Source organism: Nonomuraea sp. NPDC049141, assembly GCF_040648415.1.
Classification (GTDB): Bacteria; Actinomycetota; Actinomycetes; order Streptosporangiales; family Streptosporangiaceae; genus Nonomuraea.
Map to the genome: position 1 here is coordinate 147421 of NZ_JBEZDR010000003.1, position 15101 is coordinate 162521.

Below are 15101 nucleotides of genomic sequence, written 5' to 3' on the forward strand. Positions count from 1 at the left end.
GCGTCGCATGTCGCCTGTGCCCACACCCATCACCATTTCCGGTCACGAGCTGCGGCAGCGGGCCCGGCGCCAGGCCCGGCGCCGGGAGTCCGCGACCGCCTGGTCGTTCATCTCCCCGGCCGTCCTGATCATCCTCGGGCTCAGCATCGTGCCCACGGTCTGGTCGTTCCTGCTGTCCTTCCAGGCCGACAACCTGATCACGCCCAGCCGCTGGGTGGGACTGGACAACTACTACGCGCTGACCAAGGACCCGCACTTCGGTGAGGCCGTCCGCAACACGCTGGTCTACACGGCGCTGTACGTCCCGCTCAGCATCGTGCTGGGACTGGGGCTCGCGCTGGTGCTGAACCGGCGGATCAGGCTGGTCGGCCTGTACCGCACGCTGTTCGTCGTGCCGTTCGTCATCTCGGCCACCGCCCAGGGGACGCTGTTCTCCTTCATCCTCGACCCGCAGTTCGGGGCGGCCAACGCGGTGCTGCACTGGTTCGGCATCTCGCCCCAGAAATTCTTCACCGACCCGGCTCAGGCCCTGCTCGTGCTGGTGGCCATCAGTCTGTGGAGCGGACTCGGGTTCTGCGTGGTGGTGTATCTCGCGGCCCTCCAGGACGTGCCGCAGCCGCTGATCGAGGCGGCGCGGCTGGACGGCGCCGGGCGATGGCACCTGCTGCGCCACGTCACCCTGCCCACGCTCACGCCGGTCAGCGTGTTCCTGGTGCTGTGGCAGACCATCAACGCCCTGCAGGTCTTCGACCTGGTGTACGTGACGACCAAGGGCGGACCGCTCGGCGCCACCACGGTGATCGTCTACTTCATCTGGGAGCAGGCGTTCAAGAACTTCACGGCCGGTTACGGAGCCGCTGCCGCCTATGTCCTCGCCGTGGCCCTGTTCGTGATCGCCGCCGGGTTGCGCGTGGTCCGGGGCCGCGAGCGCAAGACCCTCGAAGGAGCCACCCGATGACGGCGACCGCCACCACCCAGCGTCGGGCCGCGCACGCGGGCGTGAGCCGGAAGAGCCGCGTGCGGCTGCCGTTCAGCGCCTGGCACCTGCTGCTGGCGCCGCTCGCGCTGATCTTCGCGATCCCCCTGATCTGGCTGGTGCTCAGCTCTGTGATGAGCAACGCGGAGATCAACCGGTTCCCGCCCGCGCTGTGGCCCTCGGGGATCAACCTGGGCGGATTCCGGTACGTGCTCAACAACGCCCTGTTCCCGCGCTGGTTCCTCAACTCGCTGATCGTCTCCGGTGTCGCGGTCGTGTCCAACCTGGTGTTCGGCTCGCTCGGCGGCTACGCGTTCGCCCGCATGCGCTTCTTCGGCTCCCGCACCCTGCTGGTGCTGATGCTGGCCACGATGGCGATCCCGTTCCAGCTGACGATGATCCCGACGTTCCTGGTCATGAAGAGCCTCGGGCTCATCGACTCGCTGGGCGCGTTGATCGTGCCGTCACTGGTCACGCCGTTCGCCGTGTTCCTGCTGCGGCAATTCTTCCTCTCGCTGCCCAGGGAGCTGGAGGAGGCCGCCTGGATGGACGGGTGCACGAGACTGCGGGTGCTGTTCCGCATCGTGCTGCCGCTGTCGCGGCCCGCGCTGAGCACTGTGGCGATCCTGACGTTCCTCACCACCTGGAACGATCTGACCTGGCCACTGATCGCCATCAACCACGACACCCAGTACACCCTGCAGCTGGGGCTGGCCAACTTCCAGGGCCGGCACCACACCCAGTGGGCGGCGGTCATGGCCGGGAACCTCATCACGGTGCTGCCGGTGCTGCTCGCCTTCATCGGCGCGCAGAAGTCGTTCATCCGGTCCATCACCTCCAGCGGCCTCAAGGGCTGAAACCCCCTCGATCTACAGGAAACCGATGTTCGACCTGCTCGTTGCCGGGGACGCCAACCCGGATGTCATCCTCGGCCCGCTGGACGCTCCGCTCGCCTTCGAGCAGCGCGAACAGCTCGTCGGCGGCGGTGCGCTCACCCTCGGCGGCTCCGCGGCGATCATGGCCTGCGGAGCCGCGCGCCTGGGCCTGCGCGTCGCGTTCGCCGGGCGCGTCGGCGACGACGACGCCGGCCGCTACGTCCGCGCGGCCCTGAACTCGCGCGGGGTCGACACCGAGGCGCTGCGCGTGGACCCGGAGCTGTCCACCCCGCTTACCGTCGTGCTGACCCGCGACGGCGACCGGGCGATCCTGACCGCTCCCGGCACCCTCGCCGCCACCGGTGGCGACGACGTCCCCGAGTCACTGCTCGCCGCCACCAGGCACGTGCACTTCGCCTCCTACTTCCTGATGCCGGGACTCGCCAAGGCGCTGCCCGGCCTGCTGCGCACCGCGCGGGCCCACGGCGCCACGACCTCGCTCGACACCAACGACGACCCCGCCGGACTGTGGGATCCGGCTGGGCTGACCGCCGTACTCGCGGAGCTCGACATCCTGTTGCCCAACGCGCACGAGGCTCGCCACCTCGCGGGTCACGCCGCGGGCTCCCTGGAAGCGGTCGCCGCCGCGCTCGCCGCGCGCGGCCCGCTCGTGGCCGTCAAGAACGGGGCGGACGGCGCCCTCTGCCACGACGGGGACACGCTCGTCACCACCGGCGGCATCGCCGTGGACGCCGTGGACGCCGTGGGCGCGGGCGACAGCTTCGACGCCGGCTTCATCGCCGCGACCCTGAACGGCCTGCTCCCCGACCGCGCCCTGGAGTTCGCCGCCGTCTGCGGCGCCCTGTCCACCCGCGCCCCCGGCGGCACCACGGCCCAGCCCACTTGGGATGAGGCCGTCGCACACGTCACCAGCAAGGAAAACCAGCCGACATGAGCACTCCGAAGATCGCATTCATCGGCGCGGGAAGCGTCGTCTTCACCCAGGGCCTCCTCGCGGACCTCTTCGCGTTCCCCGAGCTGAAGGACGCCCACATCGCCCTGCACGACATCGACGCCGAACGCCTGAGCACCGCGGAGGCCGCCGCCCGGCACATCGCCGCCGAACGCGGCGCCCGCCCGCGGATCACCGCGCACGCCGACCGGCGGGAGGCCCTGACCGGCGCGGACTTCGTCATCAACATCGTCCAGGTCGGCATGGGCGAGGCGACACGCACCGACTTCGAGATCCCCGCCCGGTACGGCCTGCGCCAGACGATCGGCGACACCCTCGGCGTCGGCGGCATCTTCCGCGCCCTGCGCACGTTCCCGCTGCTGAAGGCACTGGGCGAGGACATCGCCGCCGTCTGTCCCGACGCGTGGCTGCTCAACTACACCAACCCGATGGCGATGAACGTCCAGTACCTCACCGAGGCCACCGGGCTGACCCGCGTGGTGGGGCTGTGCCACTCGGTCTACTGGACGATGCGTGACCTTTCGGACCTGGTGGGTGTGCCGTTCGAGGAGGTGACCTACCGGGCCGCGGGCGTCAACCACCAGGCGTGGGTGCTGCGGTTCGAGCACGACGGCGCCGACCTGTACCCCCGCCTCGACGCGCTGATCGCGGGTGACGAGCAGCTGCGCCGCCGCGTCCGCGTCGACATGTACCGGCGGCTGGGCTACTACCCGACCGAGACCAGCGAGCACTCCTCCGAGTACGTGCCCTGGTACCTGGGCCACGACAGCGAGATCGAGCGGCTGCGCCTGCCCATCGGCGCCTATCTGGACATCGTCGAGGAGAACGTGGCCACGTACGAGAAGACCCGCGACGCCCTGGCCACCGGAGCCCCGCTGCCGGTCGAGGGGACCATGGAGTACGCCCCGCAGATCATCCACAGCATCACCACGGGCACGCCCCGCACCATCTATGGGAACGTTCCCAACCATGGCCTGATCGAGAACCTCCCCTCGCGCGGCGTGGTCGAGGTGCCCTGCCTGGTCGACGCGATGGGCGTCCAACCCACCCGCGTCGGCGAGCTGCCCCCGCAACTGGCCGCGCTCAACCGCGCCTATCTCAGCATGAACGACCTGGTCGTACGGGCCGCGCTGGAGGACGATCCCCGCCACATCCGGCACGCCGCCATGATGGACCCGGCGACCGCCGGGGCCCTGCCCGTCGAGCGGATCTGGCGGCTGTGCGACGACATGGTCGCGGCCCACGCCGACCGCCTGCAGCCCGGCCTCCGTGCGAACCTGGGGTAAAGGCGCCGGGAAGGATGGGCCGCATGGCCAAGAAGCTGAGCCGCAAGCTGTACGAGAAGGAGCTCTTCCGCCTGCAGGGAGAGCTGGTGAAGCTGCAGGAGTGGGTGCGGACCGAGGGCCGGCGGGTGGTGGTGATCTTCGAGGGCCGCGACGCCGCCGGCAAGGGCAGCACGATCAAACGGGTCTCGGAATACCTCAACCCGCGCGTGGCCAGGATCGTCGCGCTGCCAGCGCCCACCGAGCGGGAACGCAGCCAGTGGTACTTCCAGCGCTACATCCAGCACCTGCCCGCCGCCGGACAGATCGTGTTCTTCGATCGGAGCTGGTACAACCGGGCCGGGGTCGAGCGGGTGATGGGCTTCTGCACGCAGGAGGAGTACACGCGGTTCCTCCACCAGTGCCCGATCTTCGAGCGGCTGCTGGTGGAGGACGGGATCCTGCTGCGCAAATACTGGTTCTCGGTGAGCGACGACGAGCAGGAGCGGCGTTTCCACGCCCGGCTCGGGGACCCGATGCGGCAGTGGAAGCTGTCGGAGATGGACCTGGAGTCGATCACGCGGTGGGAGGAGTACTCCCGGGCCAAGGACCAGATGCTGATTCACACCCACATCCCCGAGGCGCCCTGGTATGACGTGGAGAGCGAGGACAAGCGGCGGGCCAGGATCAACATGATCTCCCACCTGCTGTCGAGCATCCCCTACCAGGAGGTCCGGCGGACTCGGCTGAAGATCCCGGCCCGGCCACCCGGGACCGGATACCGCCGGCCGCCCAGGTTGGAGACGCACGTGCCCGACGCGGCGGCGAAGCTCGCGGGGCACTGATCCCGCAGGCGGGACGACCGCCTCTAGACAGGTGGGACCTTCGGCCCTGACAGCCGCCTCCGGTCGGTGATGGGCTGGGTTGAGCACCTTTGGAGGTGGAGTCATGAGCACTCGTACGGCGACGCGGGCGCAGGCCATCGAGTCGGCCCTGGAGGCCGCCCGCTGGGCACCGTCCGTGCACAACACCCAGCCGTGGTCCTTCGCCGTCTCCGGCGAGGAGATCAGCCTGCGGGCCGACGTCGACCGGAAACTGCGCGTCAGCGACATAGAAGGCAGGCAACTGCTGATCAGCTGTGGCGCGGCGCTGTTCACCATGCGTACGGCGCTGTCCTGCGAGGGGTACGACCCGGTGGTCCGGGTCCTGCCCGATCCCGACCGCCCGTCGCTGCTGGCCACGGTGCGACTCGGCGCGACCATCGAGGCCGACGAGCACACCCGGCTGCTCAGGGGCGAGATCGAGCGGCGCCGTACGCACCGCGCGGGCTTCACCAACCTGCCCGTTCCCGAGCAGGTGGTCGAGCGGCTGGTCAAAGAGGCGTCGATGGAGCAGGCCAGGCTCACGCCGGTCAGGTCCCCGGACGCCGTGCGGGTCGTCGCCGCGCTCACCCAGGCGGCACAGGGCGTACAGGCCCAGGACCGGCTGTTCAGCCTGGAGGTGATCCGCTGGGCCCGCCCGCCGGGCAGCAGGCGCACCGACGGCGTGCCCGCCGAGGGCTACCCGCGTGAGGCGGTACGGACCGACCCGGACTTCCCGCAGCGCGACTACTCCTGGCGGCACGACTGGGGCAGCCAGGACGACCAGGGCGCGTCGAGCACGGCCGGCGTCGTGGCCCTGCTCACCACGCCCGGTGACACCCGGGAGGAGTGGATCGCCACCGGCCAGGCGCTGCAGCGTGTCCTGCTGCACGCCTCCGCCCACGGCGTCAGCGCCGCCTTCCACACCCAGGCGCTGGAGATGCCCCACCTGCGGGAGTTCCTGCGCGAGTCGCTCTGCTCCGGCGAGCAGCCCCAGATGATCATGCGACTCGGGATCACCTTCGACCAGACCGCCGCGGTCCGCCGGCCCCTGTACGAAGTGGCCGACTGATCGACCGGGGATGTGTGTCCCGCTGCTGGGGTGGGAAACTGCCCTTATGACGGACATGGGGTCGCACCCGCTGATGCCGGGTAGTCGCCTGGACGAGCTGCTGGCGGAGCTGCAGGTCCGGCTGAACGCCGTGCTGGCCACCCGCGACCGGGTGCACGCGCTGCTGGAGGCCGTCGTGTCCGTCGGCAGCGACCTGGATCTGGAGACGGTGCTGCGCCGGATCGTGGAGACCGCGACCAAGTTGGTGGACGCGAGCTACGGCGCGCTGGGCGTGGTCGGGCAGGAGAATACGCTCATCCAGTTCATCCCGGTCGGGCTGAGCGAGGAAGAGATCGCCCGCATCGAGCATTGGCCACACGGGCTGGGCCTGCTCGGGCTGCTGATCAAGGACGCCCGGCCGCTGCGGCTGGTGCGGATCGCCGACCATCCCGAGTCCTACGGGTTCCCGCCGGGGCATCCGCCGATGGGCAGTTTCCTGGGTGTCCCGATCCGGGTGCGTGATGTGGTCTTCGGCAACCTCTACCTGACCGAGAAGCGCGGCGGGGCGGAGTTCGACGAGGAGGACGAGGCCATCGTCATCGCGCTGGCCGCCGCGGCCGGCGTCGCCGTGGAGAACGCCCGCCTGTATGAGGAGACCCGGCGGCGCGAGACCTGGCTCCAGGCCTCCTCAGAGGTCACCACCAGCCTGCTGTCCGGCGCGGACCCGGGTGAGGTGCTCACCATGATGGCCCAGCGGGCCAGGGCGATGACCGGAGCCGACCTGGTCAAGGTGCTGCTGCCGCTCGACGGCGTCCTGACGGCGGAGATCGTGGACGGCGAGCTGGCCGACGAGGTGGCCGGCATCACCTTCGACCTCGGCACCAGCGCGGCCGGCCAGGTGTTCACCCATGGAGAGCCGCTCAGCCAGGACGACCTGCTGGACGCCGACTCGCCGCTGCGCCGCCTCGGCTTCGGCCCTGAGCTGCTGCTGCCGCTGGGCGCGGGCCGGGCCATACGCGGCGTGCTGGCCCTGGCCAAGCGCTCGGGGCGGATGCCGTTCATCGCGGCCGACCTGCGGATGCTGCAGTCGTTCGCCGGCCAGGCCGCGATCGCGCTGGAACTGGCCGAGGCCCGCAAGGACGCCGAACGCCTGAACCTGCTGGAAGATCGCGACCGGATCGCCAAGGACCTGCACGACGTGGTCATCCAACGGCTGTTCGCCACCGCGATGACCCTGATGAGCACGGTCAAGCTGGTGGAACGCCCGGAGGCGGCCGGCCGCGTCCAGCACGCCATCGACGAGCTCGACGAGACCATCCGCCAGATCCGCTCGACCATCTTCGCGCTGCAGAGCCCGCGCGAGAGCACCGACCCGAGCCTGCGCGCGCAGATCGTCGGCCTGGTCGAGGCCGCCCGCGGTCATCTGGGGTTCATGCCGGGGCTGCGGATGGAGGGCCCGCTCGACAACCAGGTTCCGGACGCCGTGGCCGAGCACCTGCTCGCCGTGCTGCGCGAAGCGCTGTCCAACGTGGTACGTCACGCCAAGGCGTCCAAGGCCGACGTGGCGGTGGAGGTCGCGGAAGGCCGGCTCACGCTCATCGTTCAGGACAACGGCATCGGCCTGCCCGCCGACGGCCGGCGCAGCGGGCTGCGCAATCTCGAAGACCGCGCCACCTGTCTGGGCGGGGCCCTGGAGATCACCTCTCCGGATCCGGGCGGAGCCCGGCTGTGCTGGCGGGTGCCTCTGTGATCCGGCGCCCCGAGACCTGCTCCGCGCGCACCACGATGTAGTGGTCCCTGCTCCCCGGCGCCCAGGGCTGGAGCGGCAGCGCCGCCAGGCGCGCCAGCTCGGCGGGATCGCGTACGGCCCGCGCGTGTCCCACGGTCGTCACCGACCACCCCGTGCGCATCTCCGGATCGAACTCGTCGGCCTCGAACGCCACCACGGCCTGCCGGGTGGCGGCGGCCAGCTTCGAGCCGATCGCGGTACGGATGACGATGCTCTCGCCATCGAGACAGAAGTTGACCGGCTGCACGGCGGGCAGCGCGCGGTCGGTGAAGACGATCCGCCCGATCGCGGCCGAGGCCAGCAGATGGAGGCACTCCGCACGGGAGAGCACCACCAGGCCGGACGAGTCCAATTGCATGCTGTTTAGGGTTCCTTATCGGATCTGCTCATGATTAGGGCCGAAAGTCCCATCATTTTCGGCGGACGGCCGGATGCGGCCAAGATCCCCAACGCGTCTTGAGCTTCCGATGCCGGTGATCGATCATCGTGAGCAGTATCGCTCCCTCGATCGGGAAGGGTCTTCATGATTCGCCGCGCTCTGCTGGCCGTACTCCTCGTCGTCGGCTCCTTCGCCACCATCACGACCGTCACAAGTGCCCCCGCTTTCGCCCGGGCCTGCGCGCTCGGATACACCTGCGTCAGCACGTACTACACCGACGAAACCCGCACCACGGTGGCGGGAGTCAGGCGCGTGGGCTGTGAAGGGGAAACCCTTCCCGGCTGGGGCGTCAAAACCATATACCTCGACTTCCAAGAGACCCCCTGCTGATTGAGTCACCGCGGCGGGGTGGCTTCAGAAGGTGAAGCCGCCCGGCCGTCCGTTGCGGTCGGCGAGCAGGCCGGCCAGAGTGGCGATGGCGATCTCCGGTGGCGTGCGCGAGCCGATGTTGAGCCCGATCGGCCGGTGCACCCGGGCGATGTCCGCCTCCCGCGCGCCGAGCTCGGCCAGCGCCTGGAGATACGGCGCCGGATGGCGTGGGCTGCCCATCACCCCTATCCACCGGCACTTGTACGCGAGCAGCTCGTGCAGCACCGCGGCGAGCTCCGGGCGGTGGTGGTCGGTGAGCACGATGTCGGCGGTGCCGTCCAGGTCCGCCGGGGGCGCGGAGACGACCTCGAACCCCACCGGGGCCGGGCTCCGATGCGGGTCGGGCTCGAAGAGGATCCCGCGGAATCCCAGGTCGGCGCCGTAGCGCAGCAGGTGGTCGGCGACAGGTGAGGCGAACACGGCGACGAGCGTGCGATCACCGTCACCGGCTGCCGCCTCGCCATGGGCGACGTCACAGAGCGCGTCCGCGTCATGCGAATGGGCGTCATGCGTATGGGCCATACCGGCAGTATTACCCGCGATGGGGCCTCAGGTGACGGGGACGATCTCCGACGACACCAGCTGGCCCTCTTCGATCACGAGCAGCCCGATCGTTCCGTGAGGTTGGCGGCGGCGGTCGGTGGGGGAGCCCGGGTTGAAGATCCGCAGCCCGTCCTCGTGATGGTCAAGCGGGATGTGCGAGTGACCGAACACCACGAGGTCGGCGTCCGGGAAACGCCGCCGCAGCCGGTCCCAGCGCCCCTTGGCCGGTCCGCTGTCATGGATCATCGCCACCCGGAGCCCCGCGAGCTCCAGCTCCAGCGTCTCGGGCGCGTCCACGTCCGGTCCGTCGTTGTTGCCCTTGACCGCGTGCACCGGTGCGTACGCCCCCAGCTCGGTGAGCACCGCACCGACGCAGACATCGCCCGCGTGCAGGATGACGTCGGCTCCCCGCAGGTGGGCGGCCACCCGGTCCGGGCACGACTTCCAGTGCCGCGGGGCATGGGTGTCGGACAGCACCGCCGCTCTCACACCCGTGCCTCCCACCGCACCTCGCCGGACTGCCACTGGTCGGTGGGGTGCAGCCCGGCGGAGGCGGCGACGGCGGCCGAGGCGGCGTGATCGGGGTGGATGTGCGCGACGATCGTGTCGATCTCCTGCTCCGCGATCCATCCGACCAGCGCCTTGGCGGCCTCGCCGGCCAGGCCGCGGCCCTGCCAGGGAGTGCCGATCACCCAGGCGACCTCGGCGCTGCGTTCGTCGATCGTGGCCTGTACGTACCCCACCAGGCTGTCGTCCTCGCGCAGCCGGATCACCCAGTTGCGCCAGCCGGGCGGCCCGGCGACCAGGCGCTCGTAGCGAGCGCGCAGCTCGTACGCGGTCATGGGCGTACCGCCGATGAAGGTGTGCAGGGCGGGATCGGAGAGTGCGACGGCCATCTCGTCCGCGTGCTCGACCCGCAGGGGGAGCAGGACGAGCCGAGGGGCCTCGATGATGTCCACGTGGCCCACGATATCGAGGGTGTCGGCCGGTCCTACTTGGCGGCTCGCTGGGGAAGCAGCGCCTCGGCCAGCTCCCGCCATCGCGGCATGGCCGTCTGGCCGGGCTGGACGCCGAGAACCTGGATGCCGACGTGGTCGGCGCCGGCCTCGAGGTGGTCGTGCAGCTTGCCGACGATCGTGTCGAGGTCGCCCCAGAACACCAGGTCGTCGACGAGCCGGTCGCTGCCCCGGCCGCCGTCGATGTCCGCCTCGGTGTAGCCCAGGCGAAGGAACTTGGCGATGTTGTACTTCGTCGTGAAATACACGTGCAGATGCTCGCGGGCGATCTCCCGCGCCTTGCCCGGGTCGGTCTCGAAGAGCACCGCGTGCTCGACGCCGAGGAACGGGCCGTCGCCCAGCACCTCCCGCGCCTGCGCCGTGTGCCCCACCGTCACGTGGTAGGTATGAGCGCCTTCGGACCGGTCGCGGGCCAGTTCGAGCATCTTCGGTCCGTACGCGGCCAGCAGGCGGCGCATCGGCGCCCGTGGCAGGGGGTTGGCGCTCGTCGCGGCGTCCATCTCATCCAGGTACTCGCTCATCGCCTGAAGAGGCTTGGCCCCGGGCCGCCCGCCCCCGAAGCCGAGACCGAGCAGGTGGCGGTTCGGATAGGCGTCGGCCAGGAGCAGCGCCGCGCCCTGGGTCCATCGTGGCTCGCGGGACCAGATCCGCGCGATGCCGTTGATGACGTTGATGCGCTCGGTGCTGGACAGCAGGAACCCGGCGTGCGTCATCGCCTCGCGCCCGTCCCGTTCCGGGATCCAGAACGCCGGCCAGCCGAGCTCTTCGAGCTCCTGGATGGACTCTCGCATCATGCTCGCCGGCTGGTCCTCGAAGTCGAACGTCCAGACCCCGAAGCGCCCCACATCCATGCCGTCGATCGTGCCCATGGCTCCTCCTCGCCGAATCGGTACGAATCGAAGTATCGCAGAAAGTCGATATGACACCAAATGCGGAGCCCGTGCGGAGTCCGGGTAGCGAACGCTAAAGCGAGCGGCCGAGCACGTCGACGAGCCGGGCGATGCGCTCCTCGTCGCGCCGGTAGTGCGTCCACTTCCCCACGCGAGTGGCGCGGACCAGCCCGGCACGCTGCAGCGAGGCCATGTAGGCGGAGACGGTCGACTGCGCGAGCCCGGTCTTGGCCTGAATGTGGCTCACGCACACGCCGACCTCATGCTGGTCCGCGATCGCCTGGTCCGGCGGGAAATGGAGGTCGGGATCGCGCAGCCACTGGAGCACCTGGAGCCGCACGGGATTGGCGAGCGCCTTGAACACCTCAAGCAGCTGCGCGGAGGCGTCCGGTGAGGATGTGGTGTGTGTAGTCATGGGCGATCGAGACGAGTATAGGTTCATCCCGGCGTCTGCCAGGTCGGGGGCGGATGAAAGGATCGGAGCCTTGACGCCGGATGCCGCCGACGGCCCGGCGCGGAAAGGTACGTGAGATGGCTCCGAGGGTCGCGACCGCCAGCCGTGTCGAACTGCCCGAACTACTGGATTTCCTCCGTCCCAGGCATCACGGCCTGCTGTCGACCACCCGTGCCGACGGGCGGCCCCAGCTCTCGCCGGTCTCCTGCGGGGTCGACGAGGGCGGCCGGATCGTGGTGTCCACCTATCCCGACCGGGCCAAGACGCGCAACGCCCGCCGCGACGAGCGGGCGTCGATCTGCGTGCTGTCCGACGACTGGGACGGCCCGTACGTCCAGGTCGACGGGCGTGCCGAGGTGCTGGACATGCCCGAGGCGCTCGACGCGCTCGTGGAGTACTACCGGTGCATCTCGGGTGAGCATCCCGATTGGGATGAGTATCGCGCGGCCATGCGGCGGCAGGACAAGTCCCTCATCCGCCTGCACATCGACCGCTGGAGCCCGATCGCGACCGGCGGATTCCCCGCCCGGCTGGTGCAGTAGCGGCGCGCCCGATTTGCGGGTGGATGGCGTAAAAACCGCCTGACCTGGGGCTTGTTCTTCCCGGCGCTTGATGGCATCCTGGCCCGACTGAAGGTGACACGTGTAGACCTCAGTCAGAAGGAGCTAGGGGATGAAGTTCTACAGGGTGATAGTCGCGGCAACCCTGGCCGGCGCCCTGGCCGCCTGCGGGTCGGGGGGGTCAGGCGGGTCAGGTGGGTCTGGTGACGCGAGCCGGGCCGCCGACACGGCGGGACCGATCCAGTTCGTCGGCCCCGAGGATCCCAAGACCTTCGCCCCGGTCATCGCCGGATTCGAGGCCAAGAACCCGGGGCTCAAGGTGACCTACACCCAGGTCCCCTTCGACCAGCTCAACAGCGTGCTCCAGCAGCGCCTCGCGGCCAAGGACGACTCGATCGACGTCTACACGGTCGACCAGCCGCGCGTCGCCGCGCTCGCCACCCGCGGCTTCCTCACCGACCTGACCGATCTGACGGACAAGGTGAAGAGCGCCGCGCTCCCCGGCCAGTACGAGGTCAACGTCTTCAGGGACAAGCTGTGGGCGCTGCCCATCTGGACCTCCGACCAGTTCCTCTTCTACAACACCGAGCTGCTGGAGAAGGCGGGAGTCCAGCCGCCGTCGAGCGACCCGGCCAAGCGGTGGACGTGGGAGCAGACGGTCGAGGCCGGCAAGAAGGCGCAGGAGAAGGCCGGCGCCCAGTGGGCGGTCATCCCCGAGCAGATCGAGCAGTTCTACCAGCTCCAGAGCCTGGCCGAGTCGCTCGGCGGCGGATCCGGGATCACCGGCCCCGAGATGCTGACGCCCGCCATCACCACCGACGGCTGGGTCAAGGCGATGACCTGGTACCACGGCCTGTTCGCGAACAAGCTGGCCCCGCGTGGCGTCGGCTCCTTCCAGACCTCGCCGCTGTTCAGCGAGGGCAAGGTGGCCTTCTTCGCCGGCGGCCCGTGGGACGTGGGCACGTTCGCCGCGGCCAAGGGTCTGAAGTGGGGCGTCGCGCCGTACCCGTACTTCCAGGGCGGCAAGCCGGTGACCCCGACCGGCTCGTGGTCGTGGGGCGTCAACCCGGCCTCCAAGAAGCAGACGGCGGCGCGGAAGTTCATCGAGTACGCGGCGCTCGACCCCGAAGGCAACCTCCAGACCACGCAGAACACCACGATCATCCCGTCGAGCAAGGCGGCGTTCGAGAAGTACGTACCCCTGCTCGACGCGAAGGCGAAGGGCGTCGGCGAGATCATGACGTACGACGCCCAGCACACGGCGGTGGCGCGGCCCAGGTCGGTCGGCTACATCCAGTTCGAGGACATCATGACCAAGGCGTTCGCCGACATCCGCAACGGCGCCGACCCCAAGGCCCGGCTCGACCAGGCGACCCAGGAGATCACCACCGCCTGGAAGCAGCTTCGATGAAGGTCGCGCTGGCCTTCCTGGCGCCCGCGCTGGTGGCCCTGCTGGCGCTCCGGCTGATCCCCGCGGCCATCGCCGTCGGCAGCAGCCTGCGGCACACCAGCCTGGTCACCGGCGAGACGTCCTTCGTCGGGCTCGGCAATTACGCGACGCTGTTCGAGGACCCGACGTTCCTGCAGAGCGTCAAGGTCACGCTGGTGTTCAGCCTGATCGTGAACCCGTTGCAGATCGCGGTGGCGCTGGCGCTGGCGGTCCTCTACACCCAGAAGTTCGCCGGGGTGCGCTTCCTGCGCTCCCTGGTGATCCTGCCGATCGCGGTGCCGCCCGCGGTGTCGGCCGCCATCTGGAGCGTGGCCTACCGGCCCGACGGGATGCTCAACGCCGTGCTGCACGTGCTCGGCATTCCGCAGCAGCCGTTCCTGACCTCGCCGCAGCAGGCGCTGTGGTGCCTGATCGTGCTGCTGTCGTGGATCGGGGTCGGCTACTGGATGATGTTCCTGATCGCCGGCATGCAGGACATCCCGCGCGAGCTCTATGAGGCGGCGGGCATCGACGGCGCCTCCTCCTGGGCCAGGTTCTGGCACGTGACGCTGCCGCTGCTGCGCAGGCCGCTGGCGTTCGTGCTGGTGGCCGACACGGTGTCCAACTTCCTGGTCTTCGCCCCGGTCCAGATGCTGACCAACGGCGGCCCGCAGGGGTCCACGAACGTCACCATGTTCGACATCTTCACCCGCGCCTACAGCGTCGGCGACCTCAACCTGGCCCAGGCCGAGGTCATGCTGCTGGTGCTGGTCGTGCTCGCGGTGGTCATCGTCCAGTTCCGCCTGCTGCGCGCCAAGGACTGAGCATGCTCAGAAGGACACTCGCCGCGCTCGTCGGCCTCGCTTTCGCGCTGCCCCTGCTGTGGGCGCTCAGCAGCTCGCTGCGCGGCACGGGCAACCTCGGCAACTCGCTGATTCCCACTGACCCGACACTCGCCAACTACCTGGCGCTGCTCACCGGCGGCTTCGGCCGGGCCATCGCCAACTCGCTGCTCGTCGCGCTGGCCACGGTCCTGATCGGCCTGGCCATCTCCGCGGCGGCGGCGTTCGGGCTGTCGGCCATCAGGTTCAGGGGCCAGGCCGTGCTCTTCGGGCTGGTCGTGCTGAGCTTCCTCATCCCGTTCGACGCGATCGCGATCCCGCTGGCCACGCTGTTCCGCGACTGGAACCTGCAGAACACCTACGCCGGCCTCATCCTGCCCGGTCTCGGCCACGGCCTGGCCATCTTCCTGCTGCGCCAGTTCTTCCTGGCCATCCCGGCCGAGCTGGTGGAGGCGGCGCGGATCGACGGGCTGGGCTGGTTCGGGGTGTTCGCCAGGCTCTACCTGCCGTTGTCGCGTCCCGCCCTCGTCAGCGCGGGCCTGACGCTGTTCATCTTCCAGTGGCAGGCCTACGTCTGGCCGCTGCTCATCGGCACCGACACCGCCCATCAACTCGGCCCGATCGCCCTGGCCAACATGCGCGGGCAGTTCACCATCGACTACGGGCAGCTGTTCGCCGGCTCGGTCGTGCTGACCGTGATCCCGCTGGCCATCATCCTGCGCTTCCAGCGCCAGTTCACCCAGTCCATCGCGACGACCGGGCTCAAATAGCTC

General features: G+C 69.7%; 18 protein-coding genes. 12 read left to right on the plus strand and 6 right to left on the minus strand.

All coding sequences use genetic code 11. The annotated features are described in order from the left end of the window. Positions 1–7 precede the first annotated feature (7 nt). The 7 genes from AB0B91_RS09330 (at position 8) to AB0B91_RS09360 (ending at position 7747) form a co-directional block, all read left to right on the plus strand. Positions 8–958, plus strand: coding sequence for a sugar ABC transporter permease (locus AB0B91_RS09330; RefSeq protein ID WP_358317787.1), 951 nt, complete (start codon positions 8–10; stop codon positions 956–958). After that, positions 955–1833 carry a carbohydrate ABC transporter permease gene (locus tag AB0B91_RS09335; protein WP_358317788.1) on the plus strand — a complete coding sequence of 293 codons (879 nt, stop codon included), beginning with the start codon at positions 955–957 and terminating at the stop codon, positions 1831–1833. The genes AB0B91_RS09330 and AB0B91_RS09335 overlap by 4 nt, the downstream gene beginning before the upstream one ends. 25 nt (positions 1834–1858) lie before the next feature. Next, positions 1859–2806, plus strand: a complete 948-nt coding sequence (locus tag AB0B91_RS09340) for a carbohydrate kinase family protein (RefSeq protein WP_358317789.1) — start codon at positions 1859–1861, stop codon at positions 2804–2806. Further along, a complete protein-coding gene (locus tag AB0B91_RS09345; RefSeq protein ID WP_358317790.1) occupies positions 2803–4110 on the plus strand; it encodes an alpha-glucosidase/alpha-galactosidase in 1308 nt (435 codons plus the stop codon). Before AB0B91_RS09340 ends, AB0B91_RS09345 begins: the two co-directional genes overlap by 4 nt. Positions 4111–4133: 23 nt before the next feature. After that, positions 4134–4931 carry a polyphosphate kinase 2 gene (gene ppk2, locus AB0B91_RS09350; RefSeq protein WP_358317791.1) on the plus strand — a complete coding sequence of 266 codons (798 nt, stop codon included), beginning with the start codon at positions 4134–4136 and terminating at the stop codon, positions 4929–4931. Between the two features lie 103 nt (positions 4932–5034). Further along, on the plus strand, positions 5035–6018 hold the full coding sequence (locus tag AB0B91_RS09355; RefSeq protein ID WP_358317792.1) for a nitroreductase family protein: 984 nt from the start codon (positions 5035–5037) through the stop codon (positions 6016–6018). 46 nt (positions 6019–6064) lie between these two features. Next, positions 6065–7747 (plus strand): GAF domain-containing protein, encoded by a 1683-nt coding sequence (locus tag AB0B91_RS09360; protein WP_358317793.1) that lies wholly within the window; start codon positions 6065–6067, stop codon positions 7745–7747. On the opposite strand, the gene AB0B91_RS09365 is transcribed toward AB0B91_RS09360, so the two are convergent. Next, the gene (locus AB0B91_RS09365) at positions 7695–8144 is read right to left on the minus strand and encodes a pyridoxamine 5'-phosphate oxidase family protein (protein ID WP_358317794.1); all 450 of its coding nucleotides are present in this window, start codon (positions 8142–8144) and stop codon (positions 7695–7697) included. The genes AB0B91_RS09360 and AB0B91_RS09365 overlap by 53 nt on opposite strands. A gap of 165 nt (positions 8145–8309) precedes the next feature. Between AB0B91_RS09365 and AB0B91_RS09370 the strand changes: the two genes are divergently transcribed. Further along, complete coding sequence (locus tag AB0B91_RS09370; protein ID WP_358317795.1) at positions 8310–8555, plus strand: DUF6289 family protein; 246 nt, start codon at positions 8310–8312, stop codon at positions 8553–8555. A 24-nt stretch (positions 8556–8579) separates the two neighbouring features. Here AB0B91_RS09370 and AB0B91_RS09375 read toward each other — a convergent pair whose 3' ends face one another. The 5 genes from AB0B91_RS09375 to AB0B91_RS09395 form a co-directional block, all read right to left on the minus strand. Then, positions 8580–9116: an XdhC family protein gene (locus AB0B91_RS09375; protein ID WP_358317796.1), complete on the minus strand. Its 537-nt coding sequence runs from the start codon at positions 9114–9116 to the stop codon at positions 8580–8582. A gap of 27 nt (positions 9117–9143) precedes the next feature. Next, positions 9144–9626, minus strand: a complete 483-nt coding sequence (locus AB0B91_RS09380; RefSeq protein WP_358317797.1) for a metallophosphoesterase family protein — start codon at positions 9624–9626, stop codon at positions 9144–9146. Further along, positions 9623–10096 carry a GNAT family N-acetyltransferase gene (locus AB0B91_RS09385; RefSeq protein ID WP_358317798.1) on the minus strand — a complete coding sequence of 158 codons (474 nt, stop codon included), beginning with the start codon at positions 10094–10096 and terminating at the stop codon, positions 9623–9625. Before AB0B91_RS09385 ends, AB0B91_RS09380 begins: the two co-directional genes overlap by 4 nt. A 32-nt stretch (positions 10097–10128) precedes the next feature. Beyond that, positions 10129–11022, minus strand: a complete 894-nt coding sequence (locus AB0B91_RS09390) for a TIGR03620 family F420-dependent LLM class oxidoreductase (RefSeq protein WP_358317799.1) — start codon at positions 11020–11022, stop codon at positions 10129–10131. Positions 11023–11116: 94 nt separating this feature from the next. Beyond that, complete coding sequence (locus tag AB0B91_RS09395; protein ID WP_358317800.1) at positions 11117–11458, minus strand: helix-turn-helix transcriptional regulator; 342 nt, start codon at positions 11456–11458, stop codon at positions 11117–11119. Between the two features lie 116 nt (positions 11459–11574). Between AB0B91_RS09395 and AB0B91_RS09400 the strand changes: the two genes are divergently transcribed. The 4 genes from AB0B91_RS09400 (at position 11575) to AB0B91_RS09415 (ending at position 15098) form a co-directional block, all read left to right on the plus strand. Further along, complete coding sequence (locus tag AB0B91_RS09400) at positions 11575–12039, plus strand: PPOX class F420-dependent oxidoreductase (RefSeq protein WP_358317801.1); 465 nt, start codon at positions 11575–11577, stop codon at positions 12037–12039. 130 nt (positions 12040–12169) lie between these two features. After that, positions 12170–13468: a sugar ABC transporter substrate-binding protein gene (locus AB0B91_RS09405; protein ID WP_358317802.1), complete on the plus strand. Its 1299-nt coding sequence runs from the start codon at positions 12170–12172 to the stop codon at positions 13466–13468. Further along, on the plus strand, positions 13465–14310 hold the full coding sequence (locus tag AB0B91_RS09410) for a sugar ABC transporter permease (RefSeq protein WP_358317803.1): 846 nt from the start codon (positions 13465–13467) through the stop codon (positions 14308–14310). The genes AB0B91_RS09405 and AB0B91_RS09410 overlap by 4 nt, the downstream gene beginning before the upstream one ends. Before the next feature lie 2 nt (positions 14311–14312). After that, complete coding sequence (locus AB0B91_RS09415) at positions 14313–15098, plus strand: carbohydrate ABC transporter permease (protein WP_358317804.1); 786 nt, start codon at positions 14313–14315, stop codon at positions 15096–15098. Positions 15099–15101 lie beyond the last annotated feature (3 nt).

Excerpts from the sequence above, each read along its gene's own strand:
- AB0B91_RS09395 (WP_358317800.1), bottom strand. The coding sequence starts at position 11,458 with ATGACTACACACACCACATCCTCACCGGACGCCTCCGCGCAGCTGCTT.
- AB0B91_RS09365 (WP_358317794.1), bottom strand. The coding sequence starts at position 8,144 with ATGCAATTGGACTCGTCCGGCCTGGTGGTGCTCTCCCGTGCGGAGTGC.
- AB0B91_RS09340 (WP_358317789.1), top strand. The coding sequence starts at position 1,859 with ATGTTCGACCTGCTCGTTGCCGGGGACGCCAACCCGGATGTCATCCTC.
- AB0B91_RS09410 (WP_358317803.1), top strand. The coding sequence starts at position 13,465 with ATGAAGGTCGCGCTGGCCTTCCTGGCGCCCGCGCTGGTGGCCCTGCTG.
- AB0B91_RS09355 (WP_358317792.1), top strand. The coding sequence starts at position 5,035 with ATGAGCACTCGTACGGCGACGCGGGCGCAGGCCATCGAGTCGGCCCTG.
- AB0B91_RS09405 (WP_358317802.1), top strand. The coding sequence starts at position 12,170 with ATGAAGTTCTACAGGGTGATAGTCGCGGCAACCCTGGCCGGCGCCCTG.
- AB0B91_RS09345 (WP_358317790.1), top strand. The coding sequence starts at position 2,803 with ATGAGCACTCCGAAGATCGCATTCATCGGCGCGGGAAGCGTCGTCTTC.
- AB0B91_RS09370 (WP_358317795.1), top strand. The coding sequence starts at position 8,310 with ATGATTCGCCGCGCTCTGCTGGCCGTACTCCTCGTCGTCGGCTCCTTC.
- AB0B91_RS09375 (WP_358317796.1), bottom strand. The coding sequence starts at position 9,116 with ATGGCCCATACGCATGACGCCCATTCGCATGACGCGGACGCGCTCTGT.
- AB0B91_RS09360 (WP_358317793.1), top strand. The coding sequence starts at position 6,065 with ATGACGGACATGGGGTCGCACCCGCTGATGCCGGGTAGTCGCCTGGAC.
- AB0B91_RS09400 (WP_358317801.1), top strand. The coding sequence starts at position 11,575 with ATGGCTCCGAGGGTCGCGACCGCCAGCCGTGTCGAACTGCCCGAACTA.
- AB0B91_RS09335 (WP_358317788.1), top strand. The coding sequence starts at position 955 with ATGACGGCGACCGCCACCACCCAGCGTCGGGCCGCGCACGCGGGCGTG.
- AB0B91_RS09330 (WP_358317787.1), top strand. The coding sequence starts at position 8 with ATGTCGCCTGTGCCCACACCCATCACCATTTCCGGTCACGAGCTGCGG.
- AB0B91_RS09415 (WP_358317804.1), top strand. The coding sequence starts at position 14,313 with ATGCTCAGAAGGACACTCGCCGCGCTCGTCGGCCTCGCTTTCGCGCTG.
- AB0B91_RS09390 (WP_358317799.1), bottom strand. The coding sequence starts at position 11,022 with ATGGGCACGATCGACGGCATGGATGTGGGGCGCTTCGGGGTCTGGACG.
- ppk2 (WP_358317791.1), top strand. The coding sequence starts at position 4,134 with ATGGCCAAGAAGCTGAGCCGCAAGCTGTACGAGAAGGAGCTCTTCCGC.